At 62.0% G+C, this 20,677-nt stretch carries 11 protein-coding genes; 3 read left to right on the forward strand and 8 right to left on the reverse strand.

The annotated features are described in order from the left end of the window. Nucleotides 1-3: 3 nt before the first annotated feature. The 3 genes from QUH67_RS32130 to QUH67_RS32140 form a co-directional block, all read right to left on the reverse strand. Nucleotides 4-882 (reverse strand): ABC transporter permease, encoded by an 879-nt coding sequence (locus tag QUH67_RS32130; RefSeq protein ID WP_407080493.1) that lies wholly within the window; start codon nucleotides 880-882, stop codon nucleotides 4-6. 11 nt (nucleotides 883-893) lie between these two features. Continuing rightward, entirely contained in the window at nucleotides 894-1,847 is a 954-nt protein-coding gene (locus QUH67_RS32135) for an ABC transporter permease (RefSeq protein WP_300943775.1), read from the reverse strand. A 212-nt stretch (nucleotides 1,848-2,059) separates the two neighbouring features. Beyond that, nucleotides 2,060-3,718, reverse strand: coding sequence for an ABC transporter substrate-binding protein (locus QUH67_RS32140; protein ID WP_300943777.1), 1,659 nt, complete (start codon nucleotides 3,716-3,718; stop codon nucleotides 2,060-2,062). Between the two features lie 210 nt (nucleotides 3,719-3,928). Between QUH67_RS32140 and QUH67_RS32145 the strand changes: the two genes are divergently transcribed. Further along, nucleotides 3,929-5,542: an ABC transporter substrate-binding protein gene (locus QUH67_RS32145; RefSeq protein WP_300943779.1), complete on the forward strand. Its 1,614-nt coding sequence runs from the start codon at nucleotides 3,929-3,931 to the stop codon at nucleotides 5,540-5,542. 52 nt (nucleotides 5,543-5,594) lie between these two features. Here the strand turns inward: QUH67_RS32145 and QUH67_RS32150 are convergent, their stop codons facing one another. Together QUH67_RS32150 and QUH67_RS32155 are read right to left on the reverse strand one after the other, a co-directional pair. Next, nucleotides 5,595-7,823, reverse strand: a complete 2,229-nt coding sequence (locus QUH67_RS32150) for a CHASE2 domain-containing protein (RefSeq protein ID WP_300943781.1) — start codon at nucleotides 7,821-7,823, stop codon at nucleotides 5,595-5,597. Between the two features lie 109 nt (nucleotides 7,824-7,932). Continuing rightward, nucleotides 7,933-12,549 (reverse strand): VCBS domain-containing protein, encoded by a 4,617-nt coding sequence (locus tag QUH67_RS32155; protein ID WP_300943782.1) that lies wholly within the window; start codon nucleotides 12,547-12,549, stop codon nucleotides 7,933-7,935. Nucleotides 12,550-13,162: 613 nt separating this feature from the next. Here QUH67_RS32155 and QUH67_RS32160 point away from each other — a divergent pair. Then, nucleotides 13,163-13,963 carry a transglutaminase-like cysteine peptidase gene (locus QUH67_RS32160; RefSeq protein ID WP_300943783.1) on the forward strand — a complete coding sequence of 267 codons (801 nt, stop codon included), beginning with the start codon at nucleotides 13,163-13,165 and terminating at the stop codon, nucleotides 13,961-13,963. Nucleotides 13,964-14,235: 272 nt separating this feature from the next. Continuing rightward, nucleotides 14,236-16,347, forward strand: a complete 2,112-nt coding sequence (locus QUH67_RS32165; protein ID WP_300943784.1) for a PQQ-dependent dehydrogenase, methanol/ethanol family — start codon at nucleotides 14,236-14,238, stop codon at nucleotides 16,345-16,347. A gap of 186 nt (nucleotides 16,348-16,533) precedes the next feature. On the opposite strand, the gene QUH67_RS32170 is transcribed toward QUH67_RS32165, so the two are convergent. The 3 genes from QUH67_RS32170 to QUH67_RS32180 form a co-directional block, all read right to left on the reverse strand. Further along, the gene (locus tag QUH67_RS32170) at nucleotides 16,534-17,733 is read right to left on the reverse strand and encodes an ABC transporter substrate-binding protein (protein WP_300943786.1); all 1,200 of its coding nucleotides are present in this window, start codon (nucleotides 17,731-17,733) and stop codon (nucleotides 16,534-16,536) included. A gap of 96 nt (nucleotides 17,734-17,829) precedes the next feature. Further along, the gene (locus QUH67_RS32175; protein ID WP_300943787.1) at nucleotides 17,830-19,668 is read right to left on the reverse strand and encodes an AMP-dependent synthetase/ligase; all 1,839 of its coding nucleotides are present in this window, start codon (nucleotides 19,666-19,668) and stop codon (nucleotides 17,830-17,832) included. A gap of 220 nt (nucleotides 19,669-19,888) precedes the next feature. Then, nucleotides 19,889-20,668 carry an ABC transporter ATP-binding protein gene (locus QUH67_RS32180; RefSeq protein WP_300943789.1) on the reverse strand — a complete coding sequence of 260 codons (780 nt, stop codon included), beginning with the start codon at nucleotides 20,666-20,668 and terminating at the stop codon, nucleotides 19,889-19,891. Nucleotides 20,669-20,677: the final 9 nt, after the last annotated feature.

The raw sequence follows: 20,677 nt of genomic DNA on the forward strand, positions 1-20,677 counted from the left end.
GCGTCAGTTCCTGATGTCCATGGCGCTGCGCATGCCGTCGCTGAGCAGATTGAAGCAGATCGAGACCGCAAAGATCATAACGCCCGGCAGCGCCGCCACCCACGGATTGACATAGATCGCGGTGCGCAGCGTGTTCAGCATCAGGCCCCATTCCGGCTCCGGCGGTTTTGTGCCGAGGCCGAGGAACGATAAGCCCGCCGCCAGGATCATCGATACCGAGATCAGCCCGGTCGCGTAGACGAAGATCGGTCCCAGCACGTTACCGAGCATATGCACGCGCATGATGGTGAAGGGTCCGGCGCCCGAGGCGCGCGCGGCCTCGACGAAATCCATGTTGCGCACGCCGGTCGTCACGCTTTCCGCAACGCGGGTGATCTGCGGCACGAACACGATCGTCAGCGACACGATGGAGTTGACGATGCCCGCCCCCAATGCGCCGGAGATCGCAATCGCCAGCAAGACCGACGGGAACGCATAGAACACGTCGATGGTGCGCATGATCGCGGTGTTGAGCTTGCCGCCGACATAGCCGGCGACGAGGCCGAGCGACGTGCCGATCATGAAAGCGAGGATCACGGGCAGGATGCCGATGATCAGCGACAGCCGTCCGCCATAGATCAGCCGCGCCAGCATATCGCGCCCGAGTTCGTCGGTGCCGAGCGGGTAGTTCGGCGTGCCGATGTGACGAAGCCTGCGGATCATCGAACCCTGGTAGGGATCGGCGAGGCCGAGCCATGGCGCGAACAGCGCGGAAAGGAAGATCAGCACCAGGACAAAGGCGCAGGCCATGGCGACCTTGTCGCGCCTGATGCGGCGGCCGACGGTCGCCCAATAGCCGCGCGCCTTGGTTGCGGGAGCGGCCTGCAGTGCGGCATCCGACATTACAGCCATCATCAGCCCCTCTTGATGCGCGGATCGATCGACGCTTGCGCGATATCGACCAGCAAATTGAGGGTGACGAAGAACAGCGCCAGCACCAGGATCGTGCCCTGCAGCAACGGCAGGTCGCGCTGGAAGATCGCCGAATTGAGCAGCAGGCCGGAGCCCGGCCACGAGAACACGGTTTCGATCAGGATCGAGCCGCCCAGCATGTAACCGAGTTGCAGGCCCATCACCGCCAGCGCGGTCGGCGCTGCGTTCTTGATGACGTGCTTGAACACGTCGAGTTCGCGCAGGCCTTTTGCGCGCAATGCCTCGACGAAGTCCTGCGAGAGAATATCACCGGTCAGCGCGCGCACCGTGCGGGTGACGATGCCCATCGGGATCACCGACGTCGTGACCGCCGGCAGGATCAGATATTTCATGTGCTCCCAGTCCCAGCCCCACGAACCCGAACCGCCGGGACCGGCGCCGACCGCGGGCAGCCAGTTGAGCTGCACCGAGAAGATGATGACCATCACCATGCCGAGCCAGTAATGCGGCACCGAAACGCCGGCGATCGCAATTGACGTGGCGACCTTGTCGACCCAGGTGTCGCGGAAATAGCCAGCGATCAGACCGAACAGCAGCCCGAGCGTGAAGCCGATCAGGGCCGCTGCAATCGCCAGCGTCACGGTATTGCTGACTGCGCGCAGCACTTCAGCCAGCACCGGGCGGCCAGTAGCGATCGAATTGCCGAGATCGCCATGGAGCGCACGCCATAGCCAGAGCCCGAACTGCACCGGCAGCGGCCGGTCGAAGCCATAGGCCGCTCGCATTTGCGCCGCGAGTTCCTGCGACGCATCCGCGGGCAACACCGCGACCAGGGGATCACCGGGCGTGATGTGCACCAGGAGGAAGCACACCAGCGCGACGCTGAGCACGATCGGAATGACATAGACGATACGTCGGGCGATATAAGCGAGCACGATTCACTTTTTCTTCTTCCCTTCTCCCCTTGTGGGAGAAGGTGGCGCGCATTCATACGCGCCGGATGAGGGGTTCTATCCGCGGAGATGGAACTCCGCGATGAGAGATATCTATCCGCGGAAAGATACCCCTCACCCGTCTCGAATGAGCTTCGCTTGTTCGATCCACCTCTCCCACAAGGGGAGAGGGGAAGCGAGCTCGATGCCAATACTTACGGCGCCATCGACACCGGCGAGAAGTCGACGAACCAGCTCTTCGGCTGCACGAAGCCCTTCACCTTCGGGCTCATCGCGCGCGGCGAAACGTCGTGGGCGACGTAGAGGAACGCCGCATCGTCCACCGAGGCCGCGTGCAGTTCGGCCAGCGCCGCGTCACGCGCGGCCGGGTCGAAGGTCTGGCGCGCCTTGGTCACCAGTTCATCGAACTTGGGGTTGTTGATGAAGCCCCAGTTGTTCGACGTCGGCGGCGCCATCGACGACTGCAGGAAGCGCACCAGCGCGAAGAACGGGTCCATCGCCGCGTAGGTAACGTTGGTGGCGTTGGCACCGTTGGCGCTCGGGTCCTTGGCGCCCCGGCGCCAGTTGGTGAACAGCGTGTTCCACTCGATGACGTCGAGCTTGACGTCGAAATAGCATTCGGCCAGCGCCTGCTGCAGATATTCGTTCATCGGCAGCGGCTGCATCTGGCCCGATCCCGACGCCGACGTCTGCGTCTTCACCGCCAGCTTCTTGCTGGGACCGTAGCCGGCTTCCTGCATCAGTTTCTGCGCGGCCTTCAGATCGTACTTGATCTCGAAGGTCGGCTTGCCGCGCCAGGGGTGGCCGGGCTCGAATGTTCCGGTCGCCGGCACCATCAGTCCGGCGAGCAGGCCGTCCCTGAGGCCTTCGCGGTCGATGCAGAGATTGGCCGCCTTGCGGACGCGGATGTCGTTCCAGGGCGAGCCTTCGATACGCGAGAACTGCCACGGCCACACATGCGGGGATTCATTGGCCTGCAGCTGGAAGCCACGCTGCTTGATTTCCTTGACTGCATCGGGCGCCGGCGCCTCGACCCAATCGACCTGGCCGGACAACAAGGCCGCGGTACGGGCGTTGGCCTCCGGCATCGGCAGCAGCACCATCTTGTCGATCTTGGGAACGCGCGCCTTGTCCCAATAGCCCTCGTTCTTCACCAGCTCGAGCCGTTCGCGCGGCGTGAACTGCGACATCTTCCAGGGGCCGGTGCCCGACGCGTCCTTGGCGAACGCCGCCCACGCGGCCTGCGATTTCGCCTTTGCGTCGGCGCCCTCGGCCTTGTCGTAAAACGCCTGCCACTTGGAAGGGCTGGCCATGAACAGATTGGTCAGGTTGATCGGCAGAAAACTGTCGGGCTCCTTGGTGACCAGCTCCACCGTCATGTCGTCGATCTTCTTGGCGGAAGCCAGCGTCGGCATGCGAGAGGCGGTGACGCCGACCTGGCTGGCGTCGAACTGCGGCGCGTCCTGCTTCAGCACTTTTTCGACGTTCCAGACCACAGCATCGGCATTGAACGGCGAGCCGTCATGGAATTTGACGCCGGGACGCAGCTTGAAGGTCCATTTCTTCTTGTCGGCCTCGTCGACCTTCCATTCGGTCGCAAGCCCGGGAATCATCACGCTGGGCTTGTCGGCCGAAGACAGGTCCCACATCGTCAGCGCGTCATACATGGTGAGGCCGGTGAAGCGGTTGCCCTCAAAACCCTGATCGGGCTGGCCGAGCGTGCGCGGAATATCCGCGGCGGTCATGCCGATCCGCAGCACCGACTGGGCGCTGGCGAGTTGGGGCAGTCCGACCACCAGCGCCGTCGCCAGCAACCATGCGGTGGCCGCCCTGTTAGATTTGGTATTACGCATATGCAGCAATTCCTTCTGGACTGGGGTGACTATTTCTTATGCACTGGTATGCAACGCCTGTGCCAAGGACTGGCCAGGGTCGGCGCCGGCGTGGAGACGATTAGCCGCACAACTCCCTGTGAACATGTATGCAAATGGGGGTCTTCATGCTCCATCTGGCACCAAGCTTGCATTTTTCGACTCCATACCTCGCCTTATGGAGCCTAATTCATGCGCACCCGATATTCGATGCTTCTTGCTGCCGCGGCAATGGCCGTCGGATGGTTTCCCGGCCTGCCTACGATTTCAGCAAAAGCCGAAACCGTCGTGCGCTACGGGATTTCGATGGCGGACATCCCGCTGACCACCGGCCAGCCCGACCGCGGCGCCGGCGCCTACCAGTTCTCGGCCTATACGATCTACGACCCGTTGGTGGCCTGGGAGATGGACGTTTCCGACCGGCCCGGAAAACTGGTGCCGGGCCTGGCCACCGAGTGGAAGGTGGACGACAGCGACAAGAAGAAATGGCGCTTTGCCCTACGCAAGGGTGTCAAGTTTCACGACGGAAGCGACTTCAACGCCGACGCGGTGATCTGGAATCTGGACAAGGTGCTCAACGACAAGGCACCGCAGTTCGACAAGCGGCAAAGCGCGCAGGTAAAAACCCGCCTGCCCTCGGTGGCAAGCTACGCCAAGATCGACGACAACACGGTCGAGATCACCACCAAGACGGTAGATTCCTTCTTCCCCTACCAGATGCTCTGGTTCCTGGTCTCCAGCCCGGCACAATATGAAAAGCTCGGCAAGGACTGGGACAAGTTCGCCAGCCAGCCCTCCGGCACCGGACCGTTCAAGCTGACCAAGCTGGTGCCGCGCGAACTCGCTGAACTCACCAAGAACGCCGACTACTGGGACAAGAAGCGTCTGCCGAAGGCCGACAAGATCGTGCTGATCCCGATGCCGGAAGCGTTGACGCGCACCAATGCGCTGCTGGCGGGCCAGGTCGACCTGATCGAGACGCCGGCACCCGACGCCGTACCGCAGCTCAAATCCGCGGGGATGAAGATCGTCGACAACGTCACGCCGCATGTCTGGAATTATCATTTGAGCGTGCTGCCCGGCTCGCCCTGGACCGACATCCGTCTGCGCAAGGCGCTCAACCTTGCGATCGACCGCGAGGCCGTGGTCGGACTGATGAACGGACTGGCAAAGCCCGCCAAGGGCCAGGTCGACCCGTCGAGCCCGTGGTTCGGCAAGCCGGGCTTCGAGCTCAAATATGATGTCGCCGCGGCGAAGAAGCTGGTGCAGGAGGCCGGCTACTCCAAGGAGAAGCCGCTGAAGACCACCTTCGTCATCGCGCAAGGCGGCACCGGGCAGATGCTGTCGCTGCCGATGAACGAATTCCTGCAGCAGAGCTTCAAGGAAATCGGCATCGAGATCGACTTCAAGGTGGTCGAACTCGAGACTCTCTATACCGCATGGCGCAAGGGTGCGGCCGACGAGATGAACGCCGGCATCACCTCCAACAACATCGCCTACGTCACCTCAGACCCGCTATACGCCATCGTCCGCTTCTTCCACTCCGGCCAGGTCGCGCCCGTCGGCGTCAACTGGGGCGGCTACAAGAACCCGAAGGTCGACGCGCTGATCGACGAGGCCAAGCAGACCTTCGATGTCGCCAAGCAGGACGAACTGCTGGCGCAGGCCCACGCCCAGATCGTCGACGACGCCACGCTGGTCTGGGTGGTGCATGACACTAACCCGCACGCGCTGTCGCCAAAGGTGAAGAAGTTCGTGCAGGCGCAGCACTGGTTTCAGGATCTGACGCAGATCGGGCTGGAGTAGCGGAAAACATCCCGCTGCCGTCCCGGCGAACGCCGGGACGGCAGAAAATTACTTACTTCGTCAGCAGTGCGAACGCGCCGTTCCAGTCTTCCGGCGGCGGATTGTCAAGATAGCTGCGAATGCGGGCTTCGTAGAGATTGTAGAGCAGCTCCAGCGCGTTTGCCTCGTCGGTCTTGCGGCCGCGGGCGATGGCAGCCAGCGCGCCGTCCCAGTCGCGATTGCGGTAGCACGACAGCATCTCGATGGTCAGGTTGCGCAGGCGCTGGAAGCGGCCGGACTGCGCGACGTCGTCGCGGCCGGCAATGGCGTAGATCACTTCCGGCTCCGTCTTGCCCTTGACCATGATGAAGTCGAGTTCGAGAATCGCGAACCTGTCCTTGACTGCCAGCGCCGTGCTGGATCCCACGATGATAGGAAAACCATACTCCTTTGACTGGCCCTCGAGGCGCGAAGCGAGATTGACGCTATCGCCCAACACCGAATAGTTGAACTTTATGTCGGATCCCATGTTGCCCACCGTGCAGGTGCCGGTGTTCAAGCCGATACCGACATTGATCGGAATGAAGGCATGACCATCATCCAGCGCCTTCTGTTTCCGACTCCGGTTCAGCTCGTCGATTCTCTCGAGCATGTCGATCGCAGCCTCGCAGGCATTGATCTGATGGTTCTTGTCGTCGAGCGGCGCATTCCAGAACGCCATGATGGCGTCGCCCATGTACTTGTCGATATAGCCCTTGCGCGCCAGGATCGCGTTGGTCAACGGCGTCAGGAACTGATTCATCAATGCCGTGAGGCCCTGCGGATCGTGCTTGTAGGTTTCCGATATCGTGGTAAAGCCGCGAACGTCGGAGAACATGATCGTCATTTCACGATCTTCGCCGCCGAGCACCAGCTTTTCCGGTGCGTGGGCGAGCTGCTCGACCAGGGCTGGCGACATGTATTGCGCGAACGCCGACCTGATCTGCTTTCGCTGCGCCTGCTCGCGCACGAAACTTGAAAAGATCAGCGTGAGATAGATCGCCGTGGTCGACATCAGAGGATAGGTGAAGTCGATCAGCAGCCTGTTGTAGACGTAGAAATAGGCCGAGAGCCCGATCAGCATGCTGGCGAACGCCGCGCCGAGCACGACCAGCGTGACCGGCCCGAACTGAGGCGCGAACGCGATCACCAGGAGCCCGAACAGCAGTGCGGTCGCGAATTCGACGGCTATGCCGAAGATCGGCTGCGAGATCACCGCGCCGGTGAGCGCACTCTCCAGCACCTGGGCGTGGATCTCGACCCCTGGCATCGCGCGCGACACCGGTGTGGTCTTGATGTCGTTGAGGCCGACCGCGGAAGTCCCGATCAGCACCAGCTTGCCGGCGATCATGTCGGGCGCGACGTTTTTCTCGAGCACATTGACGGCGGGGACATAGATCGAAGCATCGTTGCGGGCGTAGTGCACCCAGAGCAGGCCGTTGCGATCAGTCGGGATCTGGATGCCCTTGATGCCGATGCTCTTGATGCCGCCCGGTTCGGCCTTGATCAGGATGGTCCCCGATCCGCTGGCGACACGGAGCATTTCGAAGGTCAGCGACGGCATGGTCTGGCCCTGCGCCTGCATGATCATCGGCACTCGCCGCACGATGCCGTCGCGTTCGGGCTTGATCGTAAACAGGCCGCGCCCGGCAGCGGCATGTTCAAGCACCGGCACGTTACGCAACAGGCCCGGGAAATCGACCATGAAACGTTGCGGCTCTTCGCCGAGCATCGCTATACCCGTGACCGGCAGCGTCTTGTCGAGGGCCGCGATTTCCTCCGGCAGACCGGATTCGCCGAGCACGACGCGCGAAGCCTTGATGGCGTCGGCGAAGACCTGGTCGTTGCTCGGCAGCGCCCGCAGCCGGGCGCGCGTTTCTTCGTCGAGATTGCGGAAGGTGTCGGCCACGAAGGCAGGATTGAGACGGTCGGGCTCTGAGAACACCGCGTCGAACGCGATTACGAGGGCGCCGAGCCGGGTCAGCTCGGTCACGAGTTCGGCAATCCGGGTGCGCGGCCACGGCCACTGCCCGAGCTTTTCCAGACTCTTGTCGTCGATATCGACGATCGTGACCGGCCTGATGGCCTTCTTGCGCGGGTCGATGCGCTGGAAGGTGTCGAAGGTCCTGACCCGGATTTCCTCGACGGGGGCCGGGTCGGCAGCGCGAAGCACGGCGAACCCGATCAACAGCGCAAGGCACAGCAACCGGGCATAGCCGATGCGCCGCGTGAACCATCTTGGCAGTGCTCGCAGTCGTTTCATGGAAACCGATTGGCCTGGCCGAGGCGCCCGTGAGAACCGAGGCTCCAACCCTAAAGCGTCTCCTCACCCTAGCGGGATGACGCCTCGAAGAGAAGGGAAGTCAACTTCGTCAGGTGCCGGCCTGATACGGCGTGACGATGAAGTCGCTCGCATGCAAGCTCGATAGAGCGATGTTCTTCAGCGTGAGCGCATCATTGCCGATCGTGATCATGACATCGTTCGGGTTGGTCGCACTCTGCGCCGCATTGGTTTCGAGCCAGTGATCGATGTTCGCCGGATTGACGTCGGAGAACAGTCGCAGATCGATGTAGTCCTCGCCCGGCGTAAAATCGGTGATGATGTCGCTGCTGGATTTGGCTTGTGGAGCGAACACGAACTGATCGGCCCCCGCTCCGCCGGTCAGCACATCGTTGGCGGAAGTCGCGTGAATGACGTCGTCGCCCGGCGTGCCGTTGATGACCACGGCTCCCTGCTCGACTTCGGCAAACACGAAGCCCGCCATGAGGTTGGACGACCCATCCGGGGGACTGTCGGCCCCGACAAGCGTGATGGTCAGCTCCTGGGCCCCGGCATTGCCGTGACCGTCGCTGACCTCTGCGACGTACTTGATCTCGAGAACGTCGCCGACATGCAGGAAGCCGAAATCTGCATCGATCGGCTGATAGGTCCAGTGCAGGTCGACCGTTGCGCCGTTGCTCGACGCAATATCGAACGTCACATTCGTGGCCTTGAGAAGCGCCGAGATGTCGATGCCGCCAGGGATCGTCGTCGATCCGTTGTATTCGAACGTGGCGTTGCCGACGACGACACCCGTCAAGGCGTCGCCGACGTCGGCATCGTGGACGCTCAGCGTGCCCGTGACCGGTCCCGAGAGCCCGATATCCTCCGGCACGTATCCGGCGGAAATATTGTCGATCTCGAACGCGTTCTCGCCGCTGGCGAGTACCACCTTGTCGAACAGCGGCAGGTGGGCAAACTGCACATATCCGTTGGACGAGAACGAGCTCGTGTTGCCGCTCGGGAACAGCGGCGAGAACTGGTCGCCGGCGTAGAAGGCGACGATGGTGTCGCCATCGTAGAACGCGATGGAGTTGTAGGAATCGAGCGATCCCCAGTAGAGACCGAAGCTGTTCTTCTCCGACGTGAACGTGATGGTTTCGCTGCTGCCGCTGCCGATGCTCAGATAGTTCGTTGTATCCTGGCCGCCGTGTGCCGGCCCGACATAGGGCGCCGCCGTAACCCCGGAGGACGACCCGTTGACGACCCCGGAATGTCCGGACGCCGAGAACGTCGCGCCGAGCGCTTCGCTGTAGAAATTCCCGTGGCCAGTGCCGTTGTTGGAGGCCGAGCCGGCCGTCACCTGGTCGAACGTCTCGGTATGCAGGCCGAGCGAATTGTCGAGCACGCCCGGGTCGAGCACATCGAGCGCGGTCGGAACAGCCACGATGACGGTTTGCGGCGCCGGATCGACTTCACCCACGATGGACGGCGCGTCGTTGGTTCCGGTGACGGTGACCACGAAGTCCCGGGACGTGACGCCGCCGTCGCCGTCGTCGATCGCGACGGTGTATTTCAGTGTGAGAACCTGACCCTGTTCGAGATAATCGAACGCACTCGATGCCGCCGAAAATGACAACTCGACCGACCCTGACGTGGAGCCGGCGGCCTTGGTTACCTCCTCGGGCTTGATCAACGCGATCAGCGCCGCCTCGTTGAGGGCCAGGCCGTTGGTGGCGCCGGACGCCACCGCATGGGTGACGCTTGCGCTGTGGCCGACATCCGACAAATCGAGATCGGTGAAGTTCACCGCAATTGTCGAAGTCAACGCGCTGGCGCCGCTCTGCTCGGTCAGATTCTGCTGCGCGATCGCGCCGATGACAGGCGCGTCGTTGCTGCCCGTGACGGTGACGACGATGTCCTGCAAGGCGCTGCTACCATGGTGGTCATCGACCTCGACCGTGTAGGTCAGCGTGACGGTCTCGCCGTCGGCAAGATAGTCGAAATAGCTGTCCGGCGCCGAGAACGTCCAGCTTTGCGAGCCCGGCAAGCCGTTGGTGGAGTCGCTCAGCGGTCCCAGTGACAGCCAGTTGAGCTGCACCGCGCCGTTGGCGAGGCCCGTCACCACGCCGGAGGCGCTGACGCCGGCGAGTTTGACGTTATGGGTATCGCTCAAATCGGCATCGACGAAGGTGATCGCACCGCTTGCGGTATCCGGCGTCGCCGAATGGTGGGCGTCGGCGTGTTCCGTGATCGTCGCCGTCTGCGGCTCGCCGGTGATGTCGACCGCATCGTTACTGCCGGTGACGGTGACGGTGATCGGCTTGGTGACCACGCCACCATGGCCGTCATCGACGGTCGCAGCGTAAGTCAGCGCCAGGACCTCGCCGTCGGCCAGGAAATCGAATGCGTCGTCGGGGACGCTGTAGCTCCAGCTGGCCGAGCCATTATTGGTATTGCCAGAGGTTTGCAGCACCGTCAGCGGCTCGTCCACCGCCGAGATTGCCGCTAGCTGCGCGCCCGTGAGCAGCGAGGTCACTTCGACCCCGTAGGCGTTCAGATAGCTGAACGAACTGAAGGCGGCGCTCGCCACCGGGCGATCGGTCAGGTCGACGTCGGTGAAGCTGATCGTTCCTGCCGCCACACGGATCTCGCCGGAGCCGGTCTGGCTCGCAAGCTCGGCAAAGCCGTCGCTGGTGGCATCGATGGTCGGTACGTCATTGGTGCCGATGACGACGACATCCGCGCCCTTGATCGAGACCGTGATCGGCGTCGAGACGACGCCGCCATGACCGTCATCGACCTGGGCGACGTAGTTGAGCGTCAGCGTCTCGCCCTTGGCGATGAAGTCGAACTTGCTGTCTTCGACGCTGTAGGTCCAGGTCGCCGATCCATTGTGGGTGTTGCCGGCCGCCTGCGCCACGTTCAGCGGAACCGCGACGGCAATGATCGCCGCGATCTGCGCCGCTGTCAGCGTCGCGGTGACGTCGTTGCCCTCCGCATCGAAATAGCGGAATGGATCGGTCTGCGAGATCGCGGCGCTGACGACGGGGCGGTCGGTCAGGTCGACATCGGCGAAAGTAACGGTGCCGGTCACGGTATCGACGACCGAATTGCCGGTACCGATCCGCTCGGTGATTTCGCCGCCGGTCGCCGACAGCGTCGGTTTGTCGTTGGTACCGGTGATGACGATCGTGAACGGCACGAACGTCGTTTCGTTGCTTGGCTTGTAGTTGGTGTCGACCCGCGCCAGATAGGTCAGCGTCAGCGTCTCGCCGGAGGCGAGGAAGTCGAACGCGCCATCGGCAATGTTGTAGGTCCAGGTGGCGTTACCGGTGTTCTTGCCGTTCGGGTCCTGCACCACGACGAGGGGCACTTCGACCGCCTTGATCGCCGCCAATTGCTCCGCCGTCAGCGTCGCGGAGACATTGGCGCCCTGTGCGTCCTTGTAGTCGAACGAAGAGAATTGCGCACTGACGCTCGGCCGGTCTTGGGGATTGATGTCGGCATAGCTGACTATGCCGGACACGCTGCTGAGGGTCGTGTCGGCTGTAACATCAGTCCGTTCGGCAACCGCGCCGCCGGACGCGGACGCCAATGGCGGACCCGCAATACGATCTGGCCTGATCTCCGTACCGGGCGACGGACCGCTTGCGGGCCTGTCCGGGATGTTGATGAATTGAAGCGTCACCGGCACGACATCGTTGCTGGCCAGCTTGAGGAATACCGTTTCCGGAACGATCGTATCGGTGAAGTTGGTCGTCAGCTTGGTGTTCGGGTTGTTGAGATCGCTGAACTTCAGCGAGAACACGTCGCTGATGATCTTCTGCGCGTCCGGCGAAAGTTGCACGGACGACTGGAAGCTGACCGCGCCCTGTCCGTTGATAATGGTCTGCGTGCCGGCGCGGTTGACGGTCGCGATCTGCGTCAGCGTGACCTTGTCATACAGGATATAGGAGCCGGTGGTGCCGTCGGGTTCGACCAGCACCTGGAATTTGGCCGGCGGTGCGCCGCCCTGCACCGGCACGTCGAAGTCGATCTCGACCAGAACCGCGGTGCCGCGGATGCCCATGGTCGCGACCGGCGTGTCGACCTTCATGTCGCCTTTCTTGGCGGTCGCGCCGGCGACGAACGAGATCGTGCCAGCCACCAGGCTGAGCAGCGATTTGTTGTCCGACCCGTTGGGGTCGTAGATCATTTCGTTCAGCACCATTCTGGCGTTCGAGGCGAGGCCGAACACGGTGCCGTCGATGAAAGTGATGCCGAGCGTCGAGTCGGAGCCGGACTGGACGACGTCGCCCTTGTGGACGTTGTCACCCTGGCTCAGGATGATCGAGACGCCGTTGCGGATCGCGGTCGCATTGCCCGCCAACTTGGTGACATGGCCGATGACGGCAGGGGCGACGCTGGCGCTACCGTCGGCCTGGGCAAACTGGGTGTGTCCGGTCAGCGCTTTGACGAGATCACCACTGAGGTGGGCGCCGTCGGGCGACGCCAGCGCGGCGCGCTTCTCGCCCCTGAAGTAATCATGCAGCACCAGTTCGCGGTCGCCGCCGGTTAGGACAAGGTCGACGCCAGACCGCTTGAAATCGCCGTTAAACAGCAAATCGGCATCAGGAATGATAATGGCGTCAGCCGGCGCATGCGTCGAAACGCTGTCAACGCGGACAGAACCATGGAGGTGCGAACCATGGTCGCCCGACAGCACATCGGTAAATTTGCCGGCCAAGCTCAAATGGGCACCGTTGCCGCTAAGGTTAATATTTATATAAAATTCGACAGTCTAAACTTGCATATCATTGTATCGCTCGCCGCGGAACCATCTAATGCTTGTTAAAATTCCAGAAGACGCTCCCCCCAAGATTGCTTTTAGTAGGAAGCGCCGAGATGTTTCAGGTCTTTTTGGCTACCTTGGCGGCACATGGGTGCACTTCGCTGGTCTAAATCGCAAAAATTCGAGTATTCAAAGTATAAATATAAAAAACTATACTTGGCACTGCTTTCCCGTGGTTCCACGGTGCCATATAATAGGATTTTTGAAGTTCGAATTGTGAACCTGTCAACAAATCATACAATTTTCAGCACAAAAGTCACATTACCTGAAAAACAACCATAACTCGTGGTTAAGGCGATCTCCAGCCCCCGGCCCGTGAGGCATGCTTAAGCCGATCGGTAAAATTCTCGCCGGATCGGCGGAAGTTATTTTGGGCTGTTTTGCAGTTAACGGCCGACTTCCCTTCGGTTTAAGCGGATCAAAAGCCACGCCGCCCATCCTGCCCTGCAAATGATCCGGTCACGCCCAGGCGCAACACGCCTGCCGATGCCCGGACAAAGGGCGTCACATGGGGTTGTCAGTCATCTCGCGCGCATGGAGCGCGGTCATTGTTGCGTGCAGCCTGGCCTGGTTCGGAGCAGCCGACCTTCGGGCCGAGACCGCCAGACCGGCCGAGTCGGCGGAAGTGATTCAGCGATCGGCGGAGCCGTTCGGACTGGTCGCGTCTGCCCTCCCGGGCGGCGGACTTCGCGACAAATGGCTCGCCGCGCAACGCCGGCTCGACGACGAAATGGTGCAGCTTGCGCTCTGCGAAGGCGACCGTGATGGATGCGCGTCTGCGGCCGCGCTGAAATTCCTAGACATCGTCGACGCCGCCCGGGCGCGCGAGGGCCGCGCACGCCTCGGCGAGATCAACCGCGCCGTCAACCTGGCGATCCGGCCGATGAGCGACGTCGCCCATCACGGCGAGATCGACGTCTGGTCGTCGCCGCTCGCCACGTTCGCCCGCGGCGGCGGCGATTGCGAGGACTATGCGATCGCGAAATTTACGGCTTTGCGACACGCCGGCCTTTCCCCCGACGATCTCAGGATCGTGGTGCTTCACGACACCATCCATGGCGAAGACCACGCGGTAGCCGCCGCGCGGCTCGACGGACGCTGGCTGATGCTCGACAACCGCCGCATGGCGATGGTTGAAGACGCTAACGTCAGGAATTTCCGGCCGACATTCGTGATCGGCGAGCACGGCGTGATGCGATACATCGAGGCACCGCGGCCCGTCGGCGCCGCAGGCCATGATCCTGCGGCACCGCTCGTCGTGAGTTCGTTGGCCGCCGCGACGGATCCGTCAGCCGAACGCCTCGAGTGACGAAAAAGGCTGCGCAGATATTGCGCGGCAGCAGCGACCGACAATCTGTTTCAGTCAGCGCCGATGTTGCGCCGCGGCCGTTATACCAGCCTGGATCTATCCGGCCAAAATATCGCAAGACGAATTTTCTTTTTCATCCCGCGCGTCCTGCATTGATTGACGCGATCCTTCTCACCGGAATAGCATTCACCCAGATCCGCTAGAGATCGTTGGGAGGGAACATGATGACACGTTGGCCGTGCGTTGCTTCCGCTTGCCGTTTTTTTTCTGAAATGGCAGCCAGTCCGAATAGAACAGCGCTGGCGATTGGGCTTAGTCTGACATTCTGTTACGGCGCGCAGGCGCAGAGCCCCGCCAAGGGAACCCCCGAGCACATCAAGGCCGTGACCGCGGCGGTCGACGGTGCGTCGATCAAGGCCAACACCGCGACCTCGAACGACTGGCCGACCATCGGCCTCGACTATGCCGAGACGCGCTTCTCGAAGCTCAACCAGATCAACGCCGACAACGTCAAGCAACTCGGGCTGGTATGGAGCTATCCGCTGGAATCCTCCCGCGGCGTCGAAGCCACCCCGGTCGTGGTCGACGGCATCATGTACCAGACCGCCTCATGGAGCGTGGTGCACGCCATCGACGCCCGCACCGGCAAGCAGCTCTGGACCTACGATCCGAAAATCGATCGCGAGAAGGGCTACAAGGGCTGCTGCGACGTGGTCAACCGCGGCGTCGCACTGTGGAAGGGCAAGGTCTATGTCGGCGCCTATGACGGGCGGCTGATCGCGCTCGACGCCGTCACCGGCAAGGTAGTCTGGGAAAAGGACACGATCGTCAGCAAAGAGCACTCGTACACGATCACCGGCGCGCCGCGCGTGTTCAACGGCAAGGTGGTGATCGGCAATGGCGGCGCCGAATATGGCGCGCGCGGTTACGTGACCGCCTATGACGCGGAAACCGGCAACCAGGCCTGGCGCTGGTTCACCGTGCCCGGCGATCCGTCAAAACCGTTCGAGGACGAGTCGATGGCAGCCGCGGCCAAGACCTGGGATCCCGCCGGCAAATACTGGATCAACGGCGGCGGCGGAACCGCATGGGACACCATCACCTTCGATCCCGACCTGAATCTCGTCTATATCGGCACCGGTAACGGCTCGCCGTGGAACCAGAAGATTCGCAGTCCCTCCGGCGGCGACAATCTATATCTGTCCTCGATCGTCGCGCTGAATGCGGATACCGGAAAATACGCCTGGCACTACCAGGAAACGCCCGGCGATCACTGGGATTACACCGCAACCCAGCCGATGATTTTGGCCGATATCACGATCGACGGCGCGCCGCGCAAGGTGATCCTGCACGCGCCGAAGAACGGCTTCTTCTTCGTCATCGACCGCACCAACGGCAAGTTCATCTCGGCGAAGAACTTCGTCGACGTGAACTGGGCGACCGGCTACGACGCCAACGGCCGGCCGATCGAGGTGAAGCAAGCGCGCGAGGATGCCGCCTATGACAGCATCCCCGGCCCGTTCGGGGCGCACAACTGGCATCCGATGTCTTTCAATCCGCAAACCGGGCTGGTGTACCTGCCGGCACAGGGCGTGCCGCTCAACCTCACGCCGGAGAAAGCGCTCACGCATAACGCGGCGACGCCCGGCAAGTTCGCGGCGGCGGCCGGCTGGAATGTCGGCTTCATGCTGAATGCCACGCCACCCAAGAGCCCGGCGTTCGGACGGCTGCTGGCCTGGGATCCGGTCAAGCAGAAGGAAGCCTGGCGCGTCGAACACGTGGCGCCGTGGAACGGCGGCACGCTGACCACCGCCGGCAATCTGGTGTTCCAGGGGACGGCCGACGGGCGTTTCGTCGCCTACAACGCCACCTCGGGTGAAAAACTCTGGGAGAGCCCGACCGGCACCGGCGTGGTCGCGGCGGCCTCGACCTATATGCTCGACGGCCAGCAATATGTATCGATCGCGGTCGGCTGGGGCGGCGTATTCGGGATCTCGCAGCGCGTCACCGAATTGCAGAGCCCCGGCACCGTCTACACCTTCGCGATCGGCGGCAAGGCGCCGCTGCCGGCCTTCGTGAAGTACCAGACCGAGGGCCTGCTGAAGGGCGTGAAGTACGATCCCAAGGACGTCGAGGAAGGCACCGGCATCTATGTCGCCGCCTGCGCGCAATGCCATGGCGTGCCCGGCGTCGACAAGGGCGGCAATGTCCGGAATCTCGGCTACGTCCCGACCGAAACCATCGCCAACCTGAAGGACTTCGTGTTCAAGGGCCCGTTCCGCGACCAGGGCATGCCGGACTTCACCGGCAAGCTGAAGGAAGAGGATATCCCGAAGCTGCAGGCCTTCATCCAGGGCACGGCGGACGCGATCCGGCCGAAGTAAGGTACGATAGAGCAGAGATCGTCATTGCGAGCAAAGCGAAGCAATCCATAGCGCCACAAGTCGCTTCGTTCCTCGCAATGACGGGGTTCAGTATCGACACAGAATGCTACGGCAAAAGAAAAGGGCTGCGCGAGATCATCGCGCAGCCCTTTAACGTCGAGCCGTACCGGCTGAAGTAACGCCTGCTCAGAACATCAGACCTTCCTTGACCAGCACCCAGCGGCCGTTCTTGATCTGCTGGACCTGGGTGATCGTGTTGGCGAGATGATCGGTCTTGGAGAACTTGGTCGGCGGCGAGTTGAAGATGTCGAGGAACTTCTCGCCGGACTCCAGCGAGTCCATCATCTTCTGGCCGGTCAGATCCTTGCCCGCCTTCTGCGCATAGAACGCAAAGGTCATCATGGCGTTGTAGCCGATGATCGCCTGCGTATTGGCGTCCGTGTTGAACATCTTCTTGTAGTTGGCCAGCCAATCCTTGACCTTGCCCTTCGCCGTGTCCTCGTACGGAATTTCGAAGCCAGACGCCGCGTAGAGGCCTTCGACCGCTTCCTTGCCGAGCGCCGGGACTTCCAGCACGTTGGTCGGCGTCGCACCGAGGAAGGTGACGTCCCAGCCGAGCTTCTTGGCTTCGCCCATCGCGCCGATGGTTTCGCGAATGACGGTGCCGAGCACGACCATGTCGCAGCCGTCGGATTTCATCTTGGCGATCTGCGCGCTGAAGTCGGACGCGCCGCGCTTGTAGCTGGTCACCGACGCCGGCGTCGCCTTCATCGCGGTAAGCTGCTGGGTGAAGCCGTCGAGCACGTTCTTCCCGTACTCATCGTCCTGATGCATGATGCAGGGCTTCTTGAAGTTTTTCGCCTCCATCATGTACTTGACCGCGGCGCGCGTGCTCTCGACATAGGGCAGCAGATTGTTGAACTTCAGCCGCTCCTGCGGCTTGGCCGGATCGAACTTGAAGGTGAATTCGGCGGCGGTCAGCGGGAACAGCTGCAGCACGCCGGCGTCGAACAGGATGTCCTGCGCGGCGAGCACGGTCGGCGACCCCATCGCGCCGATCATGGCGAAGATCTTGTCGCGCTCGACCATCTTTTGCGAGGCCAGCACGGCCTTCTTCGGATCGTAGCCGTTGTCTTCCAGAATCATCTTGACCTTGCGGCCGTTGATGCCGCCGGCGGCGTTGATTTCCTCAACTGCCATCTTCATGCCGTTGGAAACCGGCACGCCCCAGACCTTGATCGGGCCCGACAAATCCTGATGGGTGCCGACGACGATCTCGTTCGCCGAGACGCCCTCATTGGTGACCTTGGTCTGAGCCGCGGCCGGCAGTTGAGTCAGCGCAAGGGCGCTCACCGCAAGGCCCAACGCCCTAAACGATTTCGACATTGCAATATCCTCCTTGTTGGCCCGTGACGAGCGAAGGGCGGGGCCTTCTCAATCCTTCGCCGTTTTCAATCTTTCGTTCCCGATAGGCTTGACCGCTTACGCCACCGCTCGTTCGCCATACATGGCGTCGATCTCGGCGGCATAACGCTTGTTCACGAAACTGCGCTTCAGCTTCATGGTCGGTGTCAGCTCCTCGTCCTCGGGCGTGAGCTGACGTTCGATCAAATAGAACTTCTTGATGGTTTCGACGCGGGCGAAATTGGCGTTGACCGCCTCGATCTCGCGCTGGATCAGGTCCTGGATCTCGGCAGCACGGCACAGGCTTGCGTAGTTGGTAAAGGGAATGTCGTGGTCCTGCGCGTATTTTTCGACATTCTCCTGGTCGATCATCAGCAGGCAGGTCAGGTAAGGCCGCTTGTCGCCGATCACCACAGCGTCGGAAACGTAAGGCGAGAACTTCAGCTGGTTCTCGATCTCCGACGGCGTGATGTTCTTGCCGCCCGAAGTGATGATGATGTCCTTCATCCGGTCGGTGATCTTGACGAAGCCTTCATTGTCCATCGAGCCGACATCGCCGGTGTGCAGCCATCCCTTGGCGTCGATAGCTTCCGCGGTCTTTTCCGGCTGGTTCAGATAGCCCATGAACAGGAAGTCGCCGCGGATCAGGATTTCGCCCTGCGGCGAAATCGCGACCTCGCCCCACGGCGCCGCCTTGCCGACCGAGCCCAGCTTGATGCGATCGGGCGGCATGATGGTCGCCACGCCGCAATTCTCGGTCTGGCCATAGACCTCGCGCATGTCGAGGCCGAGCGCGAGATACCAGCGGATCAGGTCGGGCGCGATCGGCGCCGCACCCGTGAATGCAAGCCGGCAGCGGTCGAGCCCGAGCATGCGGCGGATGTTGCGGAACACCAGCCAATAGGCCGCCCAGTTCGCGAGCTGCAACGACAGCGGCGGCGTATCGCCCTGCAGCTTGTATTCGGTCATCCGATTGCCGATGGCGAGCGCGTTGCGGTACATCCAGTTCTGGAACGCCGTCGCGTCCTTCAGCGCGATGGTGATCCCGGAATAGAACTTTTCCCAGATCCGCGGCACCGCGAGAAACGCGGTCGGCTGCACCTCGCGCAGGTTGTCCGGCACGGTTTCCGGGCTTTCGGCGAAATTCATCACCGAGCCCAGCGCCAGCGAAATGTAATATCCGCCGATTCGCTCCGCGACGTGGCAGAGCGGCAGGAACACCAGCCGCTCTTCATCGTCGGTGGATGGGAACAGGTCGTTGGCATGGCGCATCTGGTGCGTCACGCTGCGATTGGAATGCATCGCGCCCTTGGGCGGACCCGTGGTACCCGACGTGTAGACGAGAATGGCGAGATCGTCGGCGGTACGGCTTCCGATCATTTCGTCCCATAGCGATTCCCTGCCCTGGGCGTGATTGCGCCCGAGCGCCATGAACTCGGCCAGCGACAGCACCATCGGGTCGCTGAAGGCGCTGAGGCCTTCCATGTCGAACACGATGATCTTCTGCAAGGTTGGGCAGCGCGAGCGGCAGGACAGGATCTTGTCGAGTTGCTCCTCATCCTCGGCGAAGATCACCTTGGTCGATGAATCGTTGATCAGGTACTCGACCTGCGCGGACGAGTCGGTGGGATAGATACCGGAAGAGACGCCGCCGGCGCACAGGATGCCCATGTCGGCATAGACCCACTCAGGAACGGCATTGGCGATGATCGAGGCGACGTCGCCGGGCCGGAAGCCGCTAGCATGCAGGCCGAAGGCGATGTCCCTGGAAATCTGCAGCCACTCGCGCCAGCTGGTCGGCTGCCAGATGCCGAATTTCTTCTCGCGGATCGCGGGGCGGTCGCCGCGAGTCTCCACGGACTTCAGAAAGCTCCTCGCGATCGTGTCGGCGACCGTCAGCACTGCCGGTCTGGCCATGCGCTCTTCCTCCCTCTATCGCCTGTTTCGGCCACCGGTCTTGCAAGCCGGTCTTGGTTCGAAGCAGGACTCGAATTTAGCTCAAATTCACTCGCAACGCCAATGCCTTAACTGCGTCAAATAGAGCAGGATGACGCTTCTTCGAACCGCCTCCCGCTCTATTTCTCTGATTTGAGCATGATCTTTTCGGAAAACCGGCATCCACTTTCCGGATCATGCTCTAGCGCCAGGTTTTCTTCTTTTTCCAGCGCCGTTCGCCACGGGCGCCCTCTTCCTTGGCGCCGAGATAGAATTCCTGGATGTCCTTTGAATTCATCAGCCGCTCGCAGGTATCGTTCATCACGACGCGGCCGATTTCCAGCACATAGCCGTAATGCGCCGTCTCCAGCGCTACCTTGGCGTTCTGCTCGACCAGCAGGATCGACATGCCCTGCTCCTCGTTGACGCGCTTGATGATGGTGAAAATCTCCTTCACCAGGATCGGCGACAGCCCGAGCGACGGCTCGTCCAGCAGCAGCAATGCCGGCCGGTTCATCAGCGCCCGCCCGATCGCCAGCATCTGCTGCTCGCCGCCGGAAAGCTGTCCGGCCGGCTGGTTGACGCGCTCCTTCAGCCGCGGGAAATAACCGTAGACGCGGCCGAGATCCTCCGCGACGCCGTCGCGGTCCTTGCGCGGATAGGCGCCCATCATCAGGTTTTCGCGCACCGACAGGAACGGGAACACCTCGCGCCCCTCCGGCACGTGACTAAGCCCCAGCCGGACGATCTTGTCGGCTTCCATGCGCTGGATCGGCTTGCCCAGAAACTCGATCGATCCCTTCTGGGGATCGAGAATGCCGGAAATCGTCTTGAGCACCGTGGTCTTGCCGGCGCCGTTGGCGCCCAGCAGCGTCACGATGCGGCCGCGCGGCACTTCGAGGCTGATGCCCCTGATCGCCTGGATAGGTCCGTAATAGCTCTCGATATTGCTGAGCTTGAGGATGATGTCGGAAGCACTCATGGCATCGTC

Source organism: Bradyrhizobium roseum (genome assembly GCF_030413175.1).
Classification (GTDB): Bacteria; Pseudomonadota; Alphaproteobacteria; order Rhizobiales; family Xanthobacteraceae; genus Bradyrhizobium; species Bradyrhizobium roseum.